This window comes from Micromonospora sp. CA-246542 (assembly GCF_050942905.1).
Lineage (GTDB): Bacteria > Actinomycetota > Actinomycetes > Mycobacteriales > Micromonosporaceae > Micromonospora.
Window position 1 is genome coordinate 5,500,057 of sequence record NZ_CP192040.1, and the last position, 15,992, is coordinate 5,516,048.

Below are 15,992 nucleotides of genomic sequence, written 5' to 3' on the forward strand. Positions count from 1 at the left end.
GATCCGAGCAGTACTGCGCTCCCCCGGCACCACCACCCCCACCCCCGCTCCCGTCAGGAGTCCCGATGCGCCAACGTCGACGCGGCTCGGCGATCCTCGCCCTCGGCCTGGTCGCCAGCCTGTTGGTTCCCCTCACCGCGACGGCGTCCCCGGCCGCCGCCAGCCCGTCCGGCGCGAAGAAGGTCATCGTCCAGCTCTTCGAGTGGAACTGGCCGTCGGTCGCCAGCGAGTGCCAGAGCACCCTCGGCCCCAAGGGCTACGGCTACGTGCAGGTCTCGCCCCCGCAGGAGCACGTGCGGGGCAACCAGTGGTACATGGCGTACCAGCCGGTCAGCTACCGGATCGAATCCCGCAAGGGCACCCGGGCCCAGTTCCAGTCGATGGTGAACACCTGCCACGCGGCCGGCGTCAAGGTGATCGTCGACGCCGTCATCAACCACATGTCCGGCCAGGACAACGGCGGCACCGGTTGGGCCGGCTCGTCGTACGCGCACTACGACTACCCGGGCATCTACCAGACCCAGGACTTCCACCACTGCGGACGCAACGGCGGCGACGACATCGCCAACTACAACGACCGGTACGAGGTGCAGAACTGCGAGCTGGTCAACCTGTCCGACCTGAAGACCGAGTCGGACTACGTCCGTACGAAGATCGCGTCGTACCTCAACGACCTGCTGTCCCTCGGTGTGGACGGCTTCCGGATGGACGCCAGCAAGCACATGCCGGCCGCCGACATCGCCGCCATCAGGAGCAAGCTGTCCCGGTCGGCGTACATCGTGCAGGAGGTCATCTACGGCGCCGGCGAGCCGGTCCAGCCGACCGAGTACACCGGCAACGGCGACGTGCACGAGTTCCGCTACGGCAAGGACCTGGCCCGGGTGTTCCGCTCCGAGCGGCTGGCGTACCTGAAGAACTTCGGCGAGGGCTGGGGGCACCTGCCCTCCGGCTCGGCCTCGGTGTTCGTGGACAACCACGACACCCAGCGCGACTCCAGCGGCGTGCTGACCTACCGCGACCGGGGGATCTACGCCCTCGCGAACGCCTTCATGCTGGCCTGGCCGTACGGGTCGCCGACTGTCATGTCCAGCTACACCTTCAGCGACCGGGACGCCGGCCCACCCTCGGACGGCGGCAACAAGACCCTCAACACCACCTGCTACTCGGGCTGGGAGTGCGAGCACCGTTGGCCGGTGATCGCCAACATGGTCGGCTTCCGTAACGCCACCGAGGGTGCCGGCGTGGCCAACTGGTACGACAACGGCAACAACCACATCGCGTTCAGCCGCAGCGGCAAGGGCTACGTCACCGTCAACGACGAGGACGGCGCGGTGAACGGCCGCTCGTACTACACCGGACTGCCCGCCGGCCGGTACTGCGACGTCATCCACGGCACGTACGCGAACGGGTCGTGCAGCGGCCCGGTGATCACCGTGGACGGTAACGGCTGGTTCGCTGCGAGCGTGCCGGCGCACGACGCGGTGGCCATCCACATCGGCGCGCGGCTCTGACCGACTCCGGGGCCTCCGGTTGGCGGGTATCGCCGAACCGGGGGCCCCGGACCGTTCACCGCCCTAGAGTGGTTTAGTGCCGTTTGACCGAATGTCCCCGTCCCGTCGTCGCGCCGGCTGGATCGCCGGCGCGGTCGCCGTACCCGTGCTGCTGGTCGCCGCGCTGCTGATCGGCCAGGCTCTCACCCCGCGCTCGACGGCCCCCGACGAGCAGAACGTGGTGGTCGCCGACCCGACGCCGAACAGCGTCGAGCAGAGCCTCCAGGAGTCGGTCCCGCCGGCCGCGCCCGCTCCGGACGGGCTGCCGGTGCTCGACTACGACCCGGCGCCGAAGGGCTTCCCCGCCGATCCGGCCACGATGGACATCACGCCGCTGACCGAGGGCGTGCACCCGACCCGGCGGATCGCCGCGTACGACGCTCCCGGTGGCCGGCCGCTGGCTTTCGTCGAGCCGACGCTCGCGGGGGTCGAGCTGACCGTGCCGATCGCCCAGCGGCGGGCCGGCTGGACGGCCGTCCTGCTGCCGTCGGCGAACCGGCAGCTCGCCTGGCTGCCGCCGGGCGGCTTCGACACCGTGGCGCTGCGCGACCAGATCGTGGTGGAGCGCAAGGTGCACCGGCTGACCTGGTACCGGGCCGGCAAGGCGGTGCGCTCCTGGAAGACGAGCCTCGGCCAGTCGGGGCAGGAGACGCCGCTCGGGCGCACCTTCATCCTGGGCCGCACCCCGCCACCCGAGGCGGTCTACGGCGGCGTGGACATCTACGCCCTCGGCTCGGTGCCGGACGACCCGGAGGCGGTGCCGACCGGGCTCAAGGGCGCGCACATCGGCCTGCACACCTGGCAGGACGACGACGAACTGGGCGAGAACACGACCAACGGGTGCATCCGGGTGACCCGCAGCGGTCAGCGGGAACTGCTCGCCGAGGTCCGGCCCGGTAGCAGCCTGGTGGTCGTCGACCAGCTCCCCACCCCGCCGTCGACCGCCTGACGGGTCGCTCAGTCGCCGAGCAGCCAACCGTTCTGCTCGGCGATGCGTACGGCCGCCGCCCGGTTCCGCGCACCGGTCTTGCCGATCGCCGCCGACAGGTGGTTACGTACCGTCCCCTCGGACAGGTGCAGCGTCCTCGCCAGCTCGGCGACCGCGCCGCCGCCCCGCGCCGCCCGCAGCACCTCGGTCTCCCGCTCGGTCAACGGGCTCGCTCCGGTCGCCAGCGTCTCCGCGGCCAGGGTCGGGTCCACCACCCGCAGGCCGGCGTGCACCCGTCGGACGGCGTCGGCGAGCTGCCGGGCCGGCGTGTCCTTGACGACGAACCCGTTCGCGCCGGCCTCCATGGCACGACGCAGGTAGCCGGGCCGACCGAACGTGGTCACCACGAGCACCCGGCAGGACGGCAGCGCGGCCCGCACGGCCGCGGTGGCGGCGATGCCGTCCAGGCCGGGCATCTCGACGTCCAGCAGCGCCACGTCGGGCGTGTGCCGGAGCGCCTCGGGCACCACCTCGTCGCCCCGGCCGACCTCGGCGACGACGGTCAGGTCCGGCTCCAGCGACAGCAGCGCGGCCAGCGCACCCCGGACCAGCGCCTGGTCGTCGGCGAGCAGCAGCCGGATCGGCGTCGACGAGCCGCTCACCGGGCCTCCCCCGGGGCGTGCACCCGCAACACGAAACCGGTGCCGTCGCTACGCCGGCCCAGGGTGACCACGGCATCCAGCCGGCGGGCGCGCTCCCGTAGGCCGACCAGACCGTACCCGGCGGCGTCGGGTGTGGACGGGCCTCGCCCGTCGTCGCCGATCTCGACCCCGTCCGGGCGTACCCGGATCGTGCAGCACCGCGCTCCGCTGTGCCGGACCACGTTGGTCACCCCTTCGCGCACCGTCCATCCGAACAACCGGTCCCACTCGCGCGGTAGTTCCGGCACCTCGGCCGGCACCTCGGCCGCGATGCCCGCCGCGGCGAGCGCGGACCGCGCGCCGGCCAACTCCCCGGCGAGGGTGACCTCCCGGTACGCCCCGACGGTCTGCCGCACGTCCGCGAGGGCCTCCCGCGCCAGCCTCTCCACCTCGGCGATCTCGGCGGCGGCCCGGGGCGGGTCGACCTCGACGAGCCGCCCGGCCAGTTCGGCCTTGATCGCGACCACGGTCAGCGAGTGTCCGAGGATGTCGTGCAGGTCGCGGGCGGCGCGGGCCCGCTCCTCGGCGACCGCGAGCCGGCCGATCTCCTGCTGGGCCGCCTGTAGTTCGCTGTTGCGCTGGGCCAGCCGCGACACGCCGAACATGGCGAACGAGGCGAGCAGCACCGCGAAGACGATGCCGTTCTCCGCCTCCCATCCGCTCACCAGCCAGGACGTCAGCGCCGGGGTCACGGCGCAGAGCGCCACGGTGGCCGCCGCCTCCCACGCCGGCAGCAGGAACACCCCGGCCGCGGCCACGTAGACCAGCGTCGCCAGCCAGTCTCCGCCGGTGCCCGGGATGCTGACCAGGCCCACCGCGAGCAGCAGTAGCAGGCCCACGCGCGCCCGCCCGGCCGGGATCGGCAGCAGCAACTGACGCAACCGGCGGGCCCACTGGAACAGCAGCACGTAGCCCAGGCCGAAGAGGAGCAGGGCGGCCCCTCCGACGATCCGCCGCCACGGCTGCGGCTGGTGCAGCGCGGTGGCGAGCGGCACGTTGAGGAAGAACAGCCACACGGCGGCCAACAGCCAGCCGATGACCCGCCAGTGGCGGGTCATCGGCCGGGGCTGCCCCGCCGGGAGATCCATCGAGTCCACGCTAGCGGTCGCGGCCGTCAGACCCGAGCGGTGTCCCGACGGAACAGCCGGGTCGCGCCGACCCCGAAGGCCAGGGTCCAGATGACGATGTTGGCCACCGCCGCCATGCTCACGCCGTCGCCGGTCAGTGGCGAGCGGGCCAGCTCACCCATGCCGTACACCGGGGTGAACTTCGCGACCTGCTGGAGCACGTGCGGCAGCACGTCGACCGGCACGAACAGACCGCCGAACATGGCCAGCACCGCCAGGATCGGCCCGATGAACTGCATGACGTTCTCGGCCGGCACCAGGTAGCCGATGAACAGGCCGAACGCGGCGAACACCAGCGAGCCGACCCAGGCGGCCAGCCCGGACAGCAGCCAGACGTCCAGCGGGAGGCGGACGCCGGCCGCAGCCCCCACCAGGAACTCCACGACCACCGCGAGCAGGCCGAGGGTCATCGCGGTGGCCAGCTTCGTCGCCACGTACGCGGTCGGCCGCAGCGGGGTGAGCCGGAGCTGCCGACTCCACCCCAACGCCCGCTCGGTGGCGACCGCGCCACCCGCGCTGGTCGTCGCCACCATCGCCGCGTACACGGCGAGGCTGATCATGACGTACGCCGTGACGGGGCGGCCATTGTCGAGAGTCTGCCCCCGCTGCGGCAGACCGAAGATGAGGAAGAAGACGCCCGGCATGATCAGCGTGAAGGCGAGGGTGCGGCGGTTGCGCAGCACCCGGCGCAGCTCGATGCCGAGAACCGCCGGGGCGAAGCCACCCAGAGCGGACGGGCGGCGATCGGGCCGGGCAGGACGGTCGGTGCTGGTGGCCATGGGGGTGGACATCGTCAGGCTCCGATACGTTCGGTGGTCAGGGCGAGGAAGGCGTCCTCGAGGTTGCGGGAGGTGATCTCCACGTCCCGGGCGGCGGTCCGGGTGAGCAGGTGCCGGGCGATCGCGTCCGAGTCGCCGGTACGCACCAGCACGCTGTCGCCGCGTACCTCCACGGCGTCGACGCCGGGCAGCGCGGCGAGCGCGGCCTGGTCCGCGCCGGGCAGGGTGGCCCGCACCGTACGGCCGGCGGCCAGGTTCTTGATCTCGGCGGTGGTGCCGTCGGCGACGACGCGGCCCTGGCGGACCAGCACGATCCGGTCGGCGTACGCGTCCGCCTCGTCCAGGTAGTGGGTGGCGAAGATGACGGTCCTGCCGTCACGCGCGTCGCGGCGCAGGGCCTGCCAGAAGTCCCGCCGACCCTCGACGTCCATGCCGGTGGTCGGCTCGTCGAGGACCATCAGGTCCGGGTCCGGCAGCAGCGCCAACGCGAAGCGCAGCCGCTGCTGCTGACCGCCCGAGCACCGCCCGACGATCCGGTCGGCGATGTCGGCGATACCGGCGCGCGCCAGCACCTCGGCCGCCGGTCGGGTGTGCCGGTAGAAGTGCGCGGTCATCCGTACCGTCTCGCCCACGGTGAGGTCCTTGAGCAGGCCGCCGGTCTGGAGCACGGCGGCGATCCGTCCCTGGGCCACCGCCTCGTCGGCGGTGCCACCGAGAACGCGCACGGTGCCCGCGTCCGGGCGGGCCAGGCCGAGCAGCATGTCGATCGTGGTGGTCTTACCCGCCCCGTTGGGGCCGAGGAACGCCACCACCTCGCCGGGCTGCACCCGCAGGCTCAGTCCGTCGACCGCGGTGACCGTACCGAAGGTCTTGGTGAGGCCGTTCAGCTCGACGGCCGGATGCGTACTCGTCATGGCATTGATCCTGGGGTGTCGCGGACCTCGACTCCTGAAGCGGCCGTCACGTTCCGACCGTGACATTTGTCAGGGCCCGGACGGCACGGCGCAGAGCTGGGCCGGCACGCAGCGTGACGGGCCGGCGGGCGAGGACCCCGACGAGCGTGATGCCACCCAGTCATCAAGATGCCCCTGAGTCATCACGCCCACCGGCACATCCGCCCCCGACACAGGCATTCCGCGCCCGGCAGCGGGTAAGCGCGCCGCCGGACGCCGCGACACCGGGAGGACGCGATGGGTGCCACACCGCAGGGCCAGGTCGACACGATCGTGCTGATCCACGGGCTCTGGATGACCCCACGGAGTTGGGAGGGGTGGGCCCAGCGATTCACCGAGCGCGGCATGCACGTGATCGCCCCGGCCTGGCCCGGGATGGACCGGTCCGTGGAGCAGTTGCGCGACGACCCGAGCCCGATCGCCGAGCAGAGCATGGCCACGATCGTCGCCCACTACGACCGGATCATCCGGGCGCTCCCGCGTCCGCCGATCATCATGGGCCACTCGTTCGGTGGGCTGTTCGCCCAGGTCCTCGCCGACCGGGGCCTCGGCGCGGCGGTGGTGGGGGTGCATCCGGCGGCGATCAAGGGGGTGCTCAAGGTGCCGTTGAGCCAGTTGCGCTCCGGCTTCCCGATCCTGCGCAGCCCCGCCAACCGTGGAAAGGCCGTCCCGTTCTCCCCGGACGACTTCGCCTACACCTTCGGCAACACGCTGAGCCGCGAGGAGTCCGACCGGGCCTGGCAGCGGTACGCGGTCCCCGGAGCGGGCCGGGTGTTCTTCGAGGGCGCGTTCGCCAATGTCGACCCGCGCTCGCCCGCCCGTGTCGACACCGGACGCGTCGACCGGGCGCCGCTGCTGCTGATGGCCGGCGGGCAGGACCACGTGGTGCCGGCGTCGGTGGTCCGTGCCAACGCGGGGCTCTACCAGAAGTCCCGCGCGCTCACCGCGTACGAGGAGTTTCCCGACCGGTCGCACTTCACGGTCGGAGCGCCCGGCTGGGAGGAGATCGCCGACTACGCGCTGGACTGGGCGATGCGGGCGGCGGCGCTGCCCCGCGAGGCGACCATCGCCAGCGAGACGCCCCGCCGCTGACCCGTGCCGAGAGACGATCCCAGCCCAGACAAGGACCACCCGAGCGCCGCGTGTCGCATGGCTCGGCTGACCCGGGGTAAGAGCCCAGGATGAGGGCGAGTTTCCGGATCGGTCGGATCGCGGGAGTGCCGGTCGGCGTCAACTGGAGCGTGCTGGTCATCTTCGCGCTGATCGCGTGGGGGCTGGCCGCCAACCAGTTTCCCCGGTCGTACCCGGATCGCTCGCCCGTGGCGTACACCCTCGCCGGCCTGGCCGCGGCGGTGGTCTTCTTCGTCGGCCTGCTCGCCCACGAGGTGTCGCACGCCGTGGTGGCCAAACGCAACGGGCTGGAGGTCGACGGCATCACGCTGTGGCTGTTCGGCGGCGTGGCCGAGCTGAAGGGCGAGCCGCGTGACCCGGGCGCGGAGTTGCGCATCGCGGGCGTCGGCCCGCTGGTCAGTCTGCTGCTCGGGGCGTTCTTCGGCGTCATCGCGCTGCTGTTCGCGCTGGCCGGGCAGGGTGGGCTGCTCTTCGGGGCGATCGCCTGGCTGGCCGGCATCAACGTGCTGCTGGCGATCTTCAACGTGCTGCCGGCCGCGCCGCTGGACGGCGGTCGGCTGCTGCGCGCGGCGGTGTGGAAGGCCACCGGCGACCGGACCCGGGCGTCAGTGGTCGCCGCGCGGGCCGGCTGGGTGCTCGGCGCGCTTCTCATCGGCCTCGGGCTGTGGCAGTTCCTGTCCGGCGTCGGCTTCGGCGGGCTGTGGCTGGCGCTGATCGGCTGGTTCCTGATCGGGGCCGCCGGGGTGGAGGAGCGGCAGGCCCGCACCGGGACCGCGCTGCGCGGAATCCGGGTCGGCGACGTGATGACACCGCAGCCGCAGACCGCGTCGGCGGACATGACGGTCGCCGACTTCGTCGACCACTACCTCTTCGCGTACCGGCACTCGGCGCTGCCGCTGACCGACCAGGGGCGGCCGACCGGCCTGGTCACCGTGGACCGGGTGCGGGGCGTACCGGCCGAGCGGCGCGCGTCGACCACGCTGGCCGAGGTGGCCTGCCGGGCCGACGAGCTGGTGCTCGCCCAGCCGGGTGAACAGCTCAACGACCTGCTCCCCCGGCTCACCGAGTGCGCCGACGGCCGAGCCCTGGTGGTAGCCGAGGACGGCCGCCTAACCGGAATCGTCTCCCCCAGCGACATCAGCCGCGCAGTCCAACGCGCCACCCTACGCACCCCCACCCCTTCCCGCTGATCATGAAGTTGTTGCGCCGACACGCCGCGCCCAAGGGCAATAACTTCATGATCACCGGTGGTCCGGACGCCGGGGTGGGCCCGGGCGGGTCAGCGGGGGAAGTAGTGGTTCAGCTGGTCGGTTCCGAACTTGTTTTTCGGGTCCAGCTTCGTGAGCAGGGACGTGAAGTCGGCGTACCTCGGGTAGCGGCCCGACAGGTCCTCCGGGTCGGTGACGAAGACCTTGCCCCAGTGCGGGCGCGGAGCGAACGGGGCCAGGCGCGCCTCCACCTCGGCCAGCACGGGCAGTACCGCGTCGGTGTCGGCGACCCAGGTGAAGTGGACGACGAAGCTGTCCCGCTGGTGGTTGGGGCTCAGCCACAGCTCGTCGGCGGCCACCGTCCGCAGCTCGCACACGTGCAGGACCGGGGCGATCAGGTGCGCCACGTCGGCCAGGGCGGCGAGCGCGTCGGCCACGGCGGTACGCGGCAGGTGGTACTCGGACTGCAACTCGTCACCGCTGCTCGGGGTGAAGCCGAGCTTGAAGTGCGGCAGGCGCTCGTGCCACGGGCCCGGCTCGCCGAGTTGCGGGGTGCAGTTCTCCGGCGGCATGCCGAGCACCGGGTGCCGTGGCTGGTCGGCCGGGGTGGTGCCGAGCCAGTCCGCCGCCGGCGGCGGCTGGTCCGCGAGCTGCTTGCGCCACACCTCCCGCAGGCGCGGCGTACGCCAGTCGGTGAAGACACTCACGCTGTACGCCGAGTCGAGCGCCTCGTCCAGCGCGGCCGGGTCGAGGTCGAGCCGTACGTACTGGCGCAGTTCGAAGGCCGGCACCAGGTCCAGGGTGACCCGGGTGACCAGGCCGAGCGCGCCGAGCCCCACCACCATGCCGGCGAACGTGTCGTCGTCGCGGTCGACCCGCAGCAGGTCGCCGTCGGCGGTGACCAGCTCCAGGCCGGCGACGGCGCTGGCCAGGTTGCCGTGGGTGGGGCCGGAGCCGTGGGTGGCGGTGGCCACCGCGCCGGCGACCGAGATGTGCGGCAGCGAGGCCATGTTGGCCAGCGCGTACCCCTGGGTGTGCAGGTGTCCGGCGAGGTCGCCGTAGCGCATCGCGCCGCTCACGGTGACCTGACCGCGTTCGCGGTCCACCTCGACGGTCGGCGGCAGACCGGCCAGGCTCACCAGGTCGCCGTCGGTGTCGCCGAAGCGGTTGAAGGAGTGTCCCGTGCCGAGGGCGCGGACGCGCCGGCTGCCGGCGACGAGGCGACGCACCTCGTCGAGGGAGGTCGGTCGGTGGAACGTCCGGGCCGCGTACCGGACGTTGCCGGCCCAGTTGCGGCGCGGCACCTCGGAAGCTGCGGTCGACGTGGCGTTCGGTCCCGGGGTGGTCACGTGGCGGTCTCCCGATCGGTGGACTGCTGGTCGCTCAGAGCGGCGAGGAGGGCGTCTAGAACCGTATCCACCTGGAACGTGTGGTAACCACGTTGGGCGCGCGGCAGACCGGCCGCGGCGGCGCGTTCGATCTCACCGCGGGCCGCCTGCCGGGCCGCCTCGTCGCCGGACAGCAGGGCGTCCTGGCCGCGCCGGATCAACCGATCGACCCGGTCCATGGCGTAGCCGCGCAGGCCCACCGTGATGTCCGGGACGGCGAACGCGGCGCGCCGCAGAGCGAGCAGGTCGACGAAGCGGTCTCCGGCATGCCGGGTGAGCGCTTCGGACACCTGCTCGGGTTGCTCGCGGACCTGGTCGAGGACGAGCAGCTCGATGGCCGGCCGGCCGTCGAGCGGGTGGCGGGCGGTCACCAGCTCACGCGGCACACCCTGCGCGGGCACCAGCAGCAACCTCGGCGGGGTCGGGTAGCCATCCTGTCGAGGCGGCTCGTCGAGGACCACCGTGTCGACCTCGGCCCACCGGAACTCCCGGCGCAGGCCCGGCCGCCGGATGCTCAGACCATCCGCGTGGATCCCGAACCGGAACGGCCGCAACGCGCTGACCAGCGCCACCGCGCCGAGCGCGATGGCACCCACCGCGATGATCGTCCGTAGCAGGGCGCGGTCGCTGGGATAGGCCAGCAGGATCACCCCACCGAGTACGCAGGCCAGGGCGAGCGCACGGGCCCCCCGATTCCGGCGCAATTCCACCCGCGGACCCCCGTTTCATGACCGTGGCGTCGGTCCCGACATCTTCCGCCAGACCGGGCACCGAGGACACCCCACGATCGGGCACGGTTGTTCTCGCCGTCGTCGGGGAACCCTACGACCATGAGCAGCTACCGTGATCCGGCCGCGCGAGGTGACGTCTTCCCGTCGGAGGAGGAGCTGGACCCGACCGGCAGCGCGGTCGAGCCGGCCAGTGCGCCGCCGGGCGTCCGGTTGCCGAACCATCCGGCGCCCACACCCGGTCCCCGGCCGACGCCCGCTCCCGCGCCCGCCCCGACGCCCGTACCGTCGCCGGGGCCGCCGCCGCGCGAGCCCGGCGGCGAGTCGCGGTCGATCGTGACGAGGCACCTGGACGGGTCGGTCGAGATCGTCACCGACCTCGACGGCGATGGCGTGGCCGACGTCCTCCAGATCGACGTGGACGGTGACGGCGTACCGGACATCACCTATGTGGACAGCGACCGTGACGGCCGGTTGGACACGGTGCTGCGCGAGCCGGGCCGGCACGCGCAGTACCGCGCCTGACGGGTCACAGGTTCGCCAGTACCTCGCTCGCGACCAGGTCGAGGTGGTCGAGGTCGGCCAGGTCCAGCACCTGGAGGTAGATCCGCTGGCTGCCGATCTTGGCGTACCGGTCGATGGTGTTCAGGACCTCGTCGGGCGTGCCGGCGACGCCGTTGGTCCGCAGCTCGTCCGGGTCACGGCCGATGGCGGCGGCCCGGCGGGCCACCTCGGCGTCGTCGCGTCCGCAGCAGAGCACCAGGGCGTTGGACCAGACCAGTTCCGCCGGGTCGCGGCCGATCTCCGCGCACGCCGCGCGGACGCGCTCGAACTGCGCCGCCGAGTCCGTCGGCGAGGCGAACGGCAGGTTGAACTCGTCGGCGTAGCGGGCGGCCAGCCGGGGCGTCCGCTTCGGCCCCATCCCGCCGAGCAGGATCGGCGGGCGGGGCTGCTGCACCGGCTTGGGCAGGGCCGGCGAGTCGGTGACCGGGTAGTACCGGCCCGGGTGGCTGAACGTCTCGCCCGCCGGGGTGGACCAGAGGCCGGTGATGACCGCGAGCTGCTCCTCCAACCGGTCGAACCGCTCGCCCAGGGCCGGGAACGGGATGCCGTACGCGGTGTGCTCGTCGCCGTACCAGCCGGTGCCGATGCCCAGCTCCACCCGACCGCCGCTCATCTGGTCGACCTGCGCCACGGTGATCGCCAGCGGGCCGGGCAGCCGGAACGTGGCGGCGGTCATCAGCGTGCCCAGCCGGATGCGGCTGGTGTCGCGGGCCAGACCGGCCAGCGTCGTCCACGCGTCGGTGGGGCCCGGGTCGCCGCTCACCGAGCCCATCTTCAGGTAGTGGTCGGAGCGGAAGAACGCGCCGAAGCCGGCGTCCTCGGCACGTCGGGCCACCGCGAGCAGTTGGTCGTACGTGGCGCCCTGCTGGGGTTCGGTGAAGATCCGCAGTTCCATGCTCCGAGCATAGATAGCGGCCTCCGCCGCCGCTCCGGGACGGCGGCGACAATCGTATGCCTTGACAGACATATGACTGACGAGACATATTGGGGAGGTGTCCACCGACGCGTTCACCGTGCTCGCCGAGCCCACCCGACGCCGGATCCTCGACGCGCTCCGCGAGCGCGACCACAGCGTGAACGAGCTGGTAGACGGGCTCGGCGTCAGCCAGCCGGCCGTCTCCAAACACCTGCGGGTGCTGCGCGAGGCCGGCTTCGTCTCCTGCCGGGTGGCCGCCCGGCAGCGGATCTACCGCCTCGACCCCGGCCCGCTGCGGGCGGTCGACGGCTGGCTCGACCCGTACCGCCGGCTGTGGAGCCGGCACCTCGACGCCCTGCAACGGCACCTCGACAGTCAGGAGCAGTGAGATGGACCGCGACGCGTTCCGCCCCAGCCCGCCCGGCAAGGCGTGCACCGAACACGCCGACAGCGGCGCGACCCTGGTGCTCGTCCGCGACCTGCGGCACCCACCCAGCGCGGTCTGGGCCGCGCTGACCGAGCCGGCCCAGCTCGCGCAGTGGGCGCCGTTCCTCGCCGACCGTGACCTCGGCAGCCCCGGCGCCGCCGTGCTCACCCTGGTCGACGGCGAGACCACCGCCGACCAGACCGCGGTGGTACGCCACGCCGAGCCACCCCACCTGCTCGAATACACCTGGGGTGAGGACCTGCTGCGCTGGGAGCTGACCCCCTCGGGGGACGGCACCCGGCTCACCCTGCGCCACACCGTCGCGGATCCGGGCGCGCTGCCGATGGTCGCCGCCGGCTGGCACCTCTGCCTGGACGTGGCCGACCGGCTGCTCGACGGCGATCCGGTCGGCCCCATCCGGGGCGCGGAGGCCAAGGACTTCGGCTGGCCCGAGCTGCGCGACGCGTACGCCGAGCAGCTCGACGCCGAATGACCGGTCAGACGTACGGTCGGGTGGCGTACGCGGTGCGTAGCGCGGCCAGCCCGGCCGCCTTCGGCGACAGGGTGCCCCACCCGGAGTTGAAGTAGTTGGTCCGCGCGATGAGGGGACCCCGCTCGCCGTTGAGCTGCGCGATCGCCGCCGGAACGGTGGCGATCCAGGCCGCCTGGTCGGGAATCTCGGCCGAGCGCACTCCGTACTCGGCGATGATCACCGGCTTGGACAGCGCCACCGGGCCGAGGTCAGCCACCGCCCAGTCCTTGGTCCGGCGGAAGCGGGCCAGCGCGGTCTGCCCGACGGCTGTCGCGTAGGCGTTCCACTGGAGGTAGTCCAGCCGCGACATCAACGACTCGGGGTGGGTGCGCTGGAAGCACGCCCGGTCGAAGCCGCCCAGACCGACCGAGAAGGTCGTGCCGGTGGGCAGGGTCCGGGCCTTGAACCAGGTGACGATGTAGTTCACCGCCTGCACCGCCCGCGCGTCGGATTCGGCCCAGGTGTACGCCTTGCCGGCCTCGGTCGTACCGAACTCGTGGTCGGTGTCCAACTCGGACGCGAGTTGGATGTTCACGCCGAAACCGAGCGACCGGTACTGCGACAGGGCACGCGCGAACAGGCCGTCGCACTGGCCGTTGAGCACCTGGGTGTACCCGTACGCCTTCGGCCACGGGGTGACGCCCGGACGCTGCTGGATCGTCATCGACGGCGCGGGCACGGTGTAGGTGACGCCGTCCACGGTGAAGGTCTGCGGCCCGGCGTTGGCGGCGCCGTAGTGCTTCAGCTCCAGGACCATGTTCATCTGCACGCCGGCCTTGCCCAGATTGATCAGCCACGGTCGGTTGTAGCCGGGAAAGATGTACCCGTCGGCGAAGCTGCGGTACTGGGTCAAGGAGCGGAAGTTGCCGCCGGCCATGTCGGCGGTGGGGTCGGCCCCGCCGGACAGGTAGTAGCCGCCGAGCACCGGTTGGCGCACGGTGTAGTCGACCCCGGCCGTCGCCGTGTGTCCGGCGGCGTCGCGGACCTGGACGGTGACCCGGGGCATCACGCCACCGCCCGGTACACGGCAACCGAGCCGTTGTCGGAGACCCGGGTCCAGGTACGCCCGGAGTTGTCGGAGACGGTCACGGTGAGCGGGTCGATGACCGCGGTGACCTTGACCGGCGCGCTGCTGTTGCCCTGCGCGTCGGTGACCACGATGGTGACGGTCAGCGGTTTGGTGTCGGCGTCGGAGTACGTGACGGTCAGCAGCATCTGGTCACCCGGCGAGAAGACGGATGCGTTCAGGGCTGCGGTCGCGGTGGGAGCCGCCATGACAGGGCCTCTCTGATTCGGTCGCCCGGTCGGGCGCGCGGGTGAGCGACGCCGAACAGGGCGGGATCCACGATGCGCGTGGTCGACAGGGCACGTAGGCGACGTACCGGTGGGCGACGTCGCCGGCGGTGGACGGTGACACCGCTGCGGGCGCCTCCAGCGGTGTGGGACGGCCGAGCCGTACGCGTCGTCGGGCCGGCGGCTGTGCCGGGCCCGCACCGGCGGGGCCGGGCCGGCGAGGGCGGCACCGGAGCGGACGATGCTGTCCGTACCGGGCGCGCGGGTGGGGATGTGGCCCGACATCCCTCGCCCTCTCGCCTGCCTCAAGGGTCCTCTACCAGGGGCTTTACCGTCTTGTCCGGTTAGCGACATCTGTCCTCGACGGACGAATTGCCGACCTGCGCGGCCGGCCACCGCCGCGGCGCGGCGCACGGCGCGAGCGCTGACACATTCGTAAACTTGGACGGCAACTCGGCGGAAATGTGGCGGTTTCTACTGCGGATACCATGCGGTCGTCTCCGTCAGGTGCGACCGAAAAGGTGCCGAGTGCTCAGGACGGCGAGAAGAGTCAGCACGACGATGAGCATCTGGCGGCAGGGCCTGTGGCGGTACCGCCTGACCGCCGCTGGCGTCGGCCTGGCGATCCTGAGCGCGGCGACCGCCACGCAGAGCCCACCGCTGGCGCTCAGCGTCGCGGCGGCCACGGCGGGTCTTCTGGTCTCGACCCTGGAGATCCTCGCCAACCGTCGACGGACCCGGCAGTTCCGCTTCCATCCCCGCGACGGCGACGACTATCGGGACATCGTCGAACAGGTCCGGTACCCGAAGCGGGTCCTCACCAGTGCCCACAGCACCGGCATCATCCCCACCGACGAGAGTTCCCGGCTGCGGGGCCAGCGCATCCGCTGCGTCGTCTCGCCGACGAGCTACGTCCTCGGCCGGGACCTGCGGCGCTGGTCGTTCGACTTCCTGGCCCGGCACGCCCGGACGGCCGCCATGTACAACGGAGCGGTGTTGGGCCTCGCCGACGACCTGCCGACCGGTGCCGACGACCCGGTCGTCACGCTGCGGCCGGCGCACTACTTCGACTTCTTCTGCAGCAACCTGCTCGCGCCGTACGACGTCTACGAGGCAGGTCGGGACACTCGGCCGATGCGTGGCCGCGACCTGATCCTCGACCACCGGGACCGGCTGCGACGGTTCGCCGACAGTCGGCTGGCGAACGTGGTGGGCATCTCCACCCTGGCGTTCACCCTCGACGGACGGCTGCTGCTCGTCGCACAGACAAGGGACAACGTGGGCAGCCCCGGGCTCATCGCACCCTCCGGATCCGGTTCGTTGGAGCCCGGGGACGCGGCGGCGACGGTTACCGCGCCCAGCCTTCAGGAGGTCATCGTCGCTGGCGCGCTGCGTGAGCTGCGCGAGGAGTGCCACCTCGAACCACACGAGATAGCCGAGAGCGTGGTCCTCGGCTTCGGGCGGTGGATCAGTCGGGGCGGCGTGCCGGAGTTCTGCACGGTCACCCTGCTCAAGGTCACTGCCGAAGAGGTGCTGCGGCGGGCCGTCCTCTGGACGGAACGGCCGTACGTGGGTGAGGTACTCGCCGTACCCGTCCCGACCACCACACAGTGGGATCCCGACGACCCTCTCGCGCTGCTGCCCGCCGAGAACCGGCACAGCGTCTCGTGGCCGCTCGCCTTCGGTCTCTCCTGCCTCACTGACTGCATGACCGACGAGGCGTGGCCACAACGCGCGGCCCTGACGGCGCTCGTCGACCAGTAGGGG

Annotated in this window: 17 protein-coding genes; 8 read left to right on the forward strand and 9 right to left on the reverse strand. The window is 72.2% G+C overall.

Features of this window, described 5'->3' with window-relative positions; translation table 11 throughout:
• The first annotated feature begins 65 nt into the window (after positions 1-65).
• Both ACQP0N_RS25390 and ACQP0N_RS25395 read left to right on the forward strand, forming a co-directional pair.
• Positions 66-1,511 (forward strand): alpha-amylase family glycosyl hydrolase, encoded by a 1,446-nt coding sequence (locus ACQP0N_RS25390; RefSeq protein WP_433114651.1) that lies wholly within the window; start codon positions 66-68, stop codon positions 1,509-1,511.
• Positions 1,512-1,587: 76 nt separating this feature from the next.
• The gene (locus ACQP0N_RS25395) at positions 1,588-2,499 is read left to right on the forward strand and encodes a L,D-transpeptidase (protein WP_433114653.1); all 912 of its coding nucleotides are present in this window, start codon (positions 1,588-1,590) and stop codon (positions 2,497-2,499) included.
• Positions 2,500-2,507: 8 nt separating this feature from the next.
• Here the strand turns inward: ACQP0N_RS25395 and ACQP0N_RS25400 are convergent, their stop codons facing one another.
• The 4 genes from ACQP0N_RS25400 to ACQP0N_RS25415 are packed head-to-tail and all read right to left on the reverse strand — an operon-like array spanning position 2,508 to position 5,999.
• Entirely contained in the window at positions 2,508-3,140 is a 633-nt protein-coding gene (locus ACQP0N_RS25400) for a response regulator transcription factor (RefSeq protein ID WP_355051365.1), read from the reverse strand.
• Entirely contained in the window at positions 3,137-4,267 is a 1,131-nt protein-coding gene (locus tag ACQP0N_RS25405; RefSeq protein WP_433114655.1) for a sensor histidine kinase, read from the reverse strand. The genes ACQP0N_RS25400 and ACQP0N_RS25405 overlap by 4 nt, the downstream gene beginning before the upstream one ends.
• A 26-nt stretch (positions 4,268-4,293) precedes the next feature.
• Positions 4,294-5,097, reverse strand: coding sequence for an ABC transporter permease (locus ACQP0N_RS25410; protein ID WP_396798889.1), 804 nt, complete (start codon positions 5,095-5,097; stop codon positions 4,294-4,296).
• Between the two features lie 2 nt (positions 5,098-5,099).
• The gene (locus tag ACQP0N_RS25415; protein WP_355051362.1) at positions 5,100-5,999 is read right to left on the reverse strand and encodes an ABC transporter ATP-binding protein; all 900 of its coding nucleotides are present in this window, start codon (positions 5,997-5,999) and stop codon (positions 5,100-5,102) included.
• Between the two features lie 276 nt (positions 6,000-6,275).
• On the opposite strand from ACQP0N_RS25415, the gene ACQP0N_RS25420 reads away from it, so the two are divergent.
• Complete coding sequence (locus tag ACQP0N_RS25420; RefSeq protein WP_433114658.1) at positions 6,276-7,130, forward strand: alpha/beta hydrolase; 855 nt, start codon at positions 6,276-6,278, stop codon at positions 7,128-7,130.
• 89 nt (positions 7,131-7,219) lie between these two features.
• Positions 7,220-8,359, forward strand: coding sequence for a site-2 protease family protein (locus tag ACQP0N_RS25425; protein ID WP_433114660.1), 1,140 nt, complete (start codon positions 7,220-7,222; stop codon positions 8,357-8,359).
• An 89-nt stretch (positions 8,360-8,448) separates the two neighbouring features.
• Here the strand turns inward: ACQP0N_RS25425 and ACQP0N_RS25430 are convergent, their stop codons facing one another.
• Positions 8,449-9,681, reverse strand: a complete 1,233-nt coding sequence (locus tag ACQP0N_RS25430; RefSeq protein ID WP_433121811.1) for an FAD-binding protein — start codon at positions 9,679-9,681, stop codon at positions 8,449-8,451.
• 41 nt (positions 9,682-9,722) lie between these two features.
• A complete protein-coding gene (locus ACQP0N_RS25435) occupies positions 9,723-10,475 on the reverse strand; it encodes a hypothetical protein (protein ID WP_433114662.1) in 753 nt (250 codons plus the stop codon).
• Between the two features lie 120 nt (positions 10,476-10,595).
• Here ACQP0N_RS25435 and ACQP0N_RS25440 point away from each other — a divergent pair, with 120 nt between their 5' ends.
• Positions 10,596-11,018: a hypothetical protein gene (locus ACQP0N_RS25440; RefSeq protein ID WP_433114664.1), complete on the forward strand. Its 423-nt coding sequence runs from the start codon at positions 10,596-10,598 to the stop codon at positions 11,016-11,018.
• 4 nt (positions 11,019-11,022) lie between these two features.
• Here ACQP0N_RS25440 and ACQP0N_RS25445 read toward each other — a convergent pair whose 3' ends face one another.
• Entirely contained in the window at positions 11,023-11,952 is a 930-nt protein-coding gene (locus ACQP0N_RS25445) for an LLM class F420-dependent oxidoreductase (RefSeq protein WP_433114666.1), read from the reverse strand.
• Between the two features lie 97 nt (positions 11,953-12,049).
• On the opposite strand from ACQP0N_RS25445, the gene ACQP0N_RS25450 reads away from it, so the two are divergent.
• Complete coding sequence (locus tag ACQP0N_RS25450) at positions 12,050-12,361, forward strand: ArsR/SmtB family transcription factor (RefSeq protein WP_355051353.1); 312 nt, start codon at positions 12,050-12,052, stop codon at positions 12,359-12,361.
• A gap of 1 nt (position 12,362) precedes the next feature.
• Positions 12,363-12,893, forward strand: coding sequence for an SRPBCC family protein (locus ACQP0N_RS25455; RefSeq protein WP_433114668.1), 531 nt, complete (start codon positions 12,363-12,365; stop codon positions 12,891-12,893).
• A 4-nt stretch (positions 12,894-12,897) separates the two neighbouring features.
• Here ACQP0N_RS25455 and ACQP0N_RS25460 read toward each other — a convergent pair whose 3' ends face one another.
• Complete coding sequence (locus ACQP0N_RS25460; protein WP_355051351.1) at positions 12,898-13,938, reverse strand: hypothetical protein; 1,041 nt, start codon at positions 13,936-13,938, stop codon at positions 12,898-12,900.
• Entirely contained in the window at positions 13,938-14,207 is a 270-nt protein-coding gene (locus tag ACQP0N_RS25465) for a hypothetical protein (RefSeq protein WP_355051350.1), read from the reverse strand. Before ACQP0N_RS25465 ends, ACQP0N_RS25460 begins: the two co-directional genes overlap by 1 nt.
• Before the next feature lie 579 nt (positions 14,208-14,786).
• Between ACQP0N_RS25465 and ACQP0N_RS25470 the strand changes: the two genes are divergently transcribed.
• Positions 14,787-15,989: a hypothetical protein gene (locus tag ACQP0N_RS25470; RefSeq protein WP_433114671.1), complete on the forward strand. Its 1,203-nt coding sequence runs from the start codon at positions 14,787-14,789 to the stop codon at positions 15,987-15,989.
• Positions 15,990-15,992 lie beyond the last annotated feature (3 nt).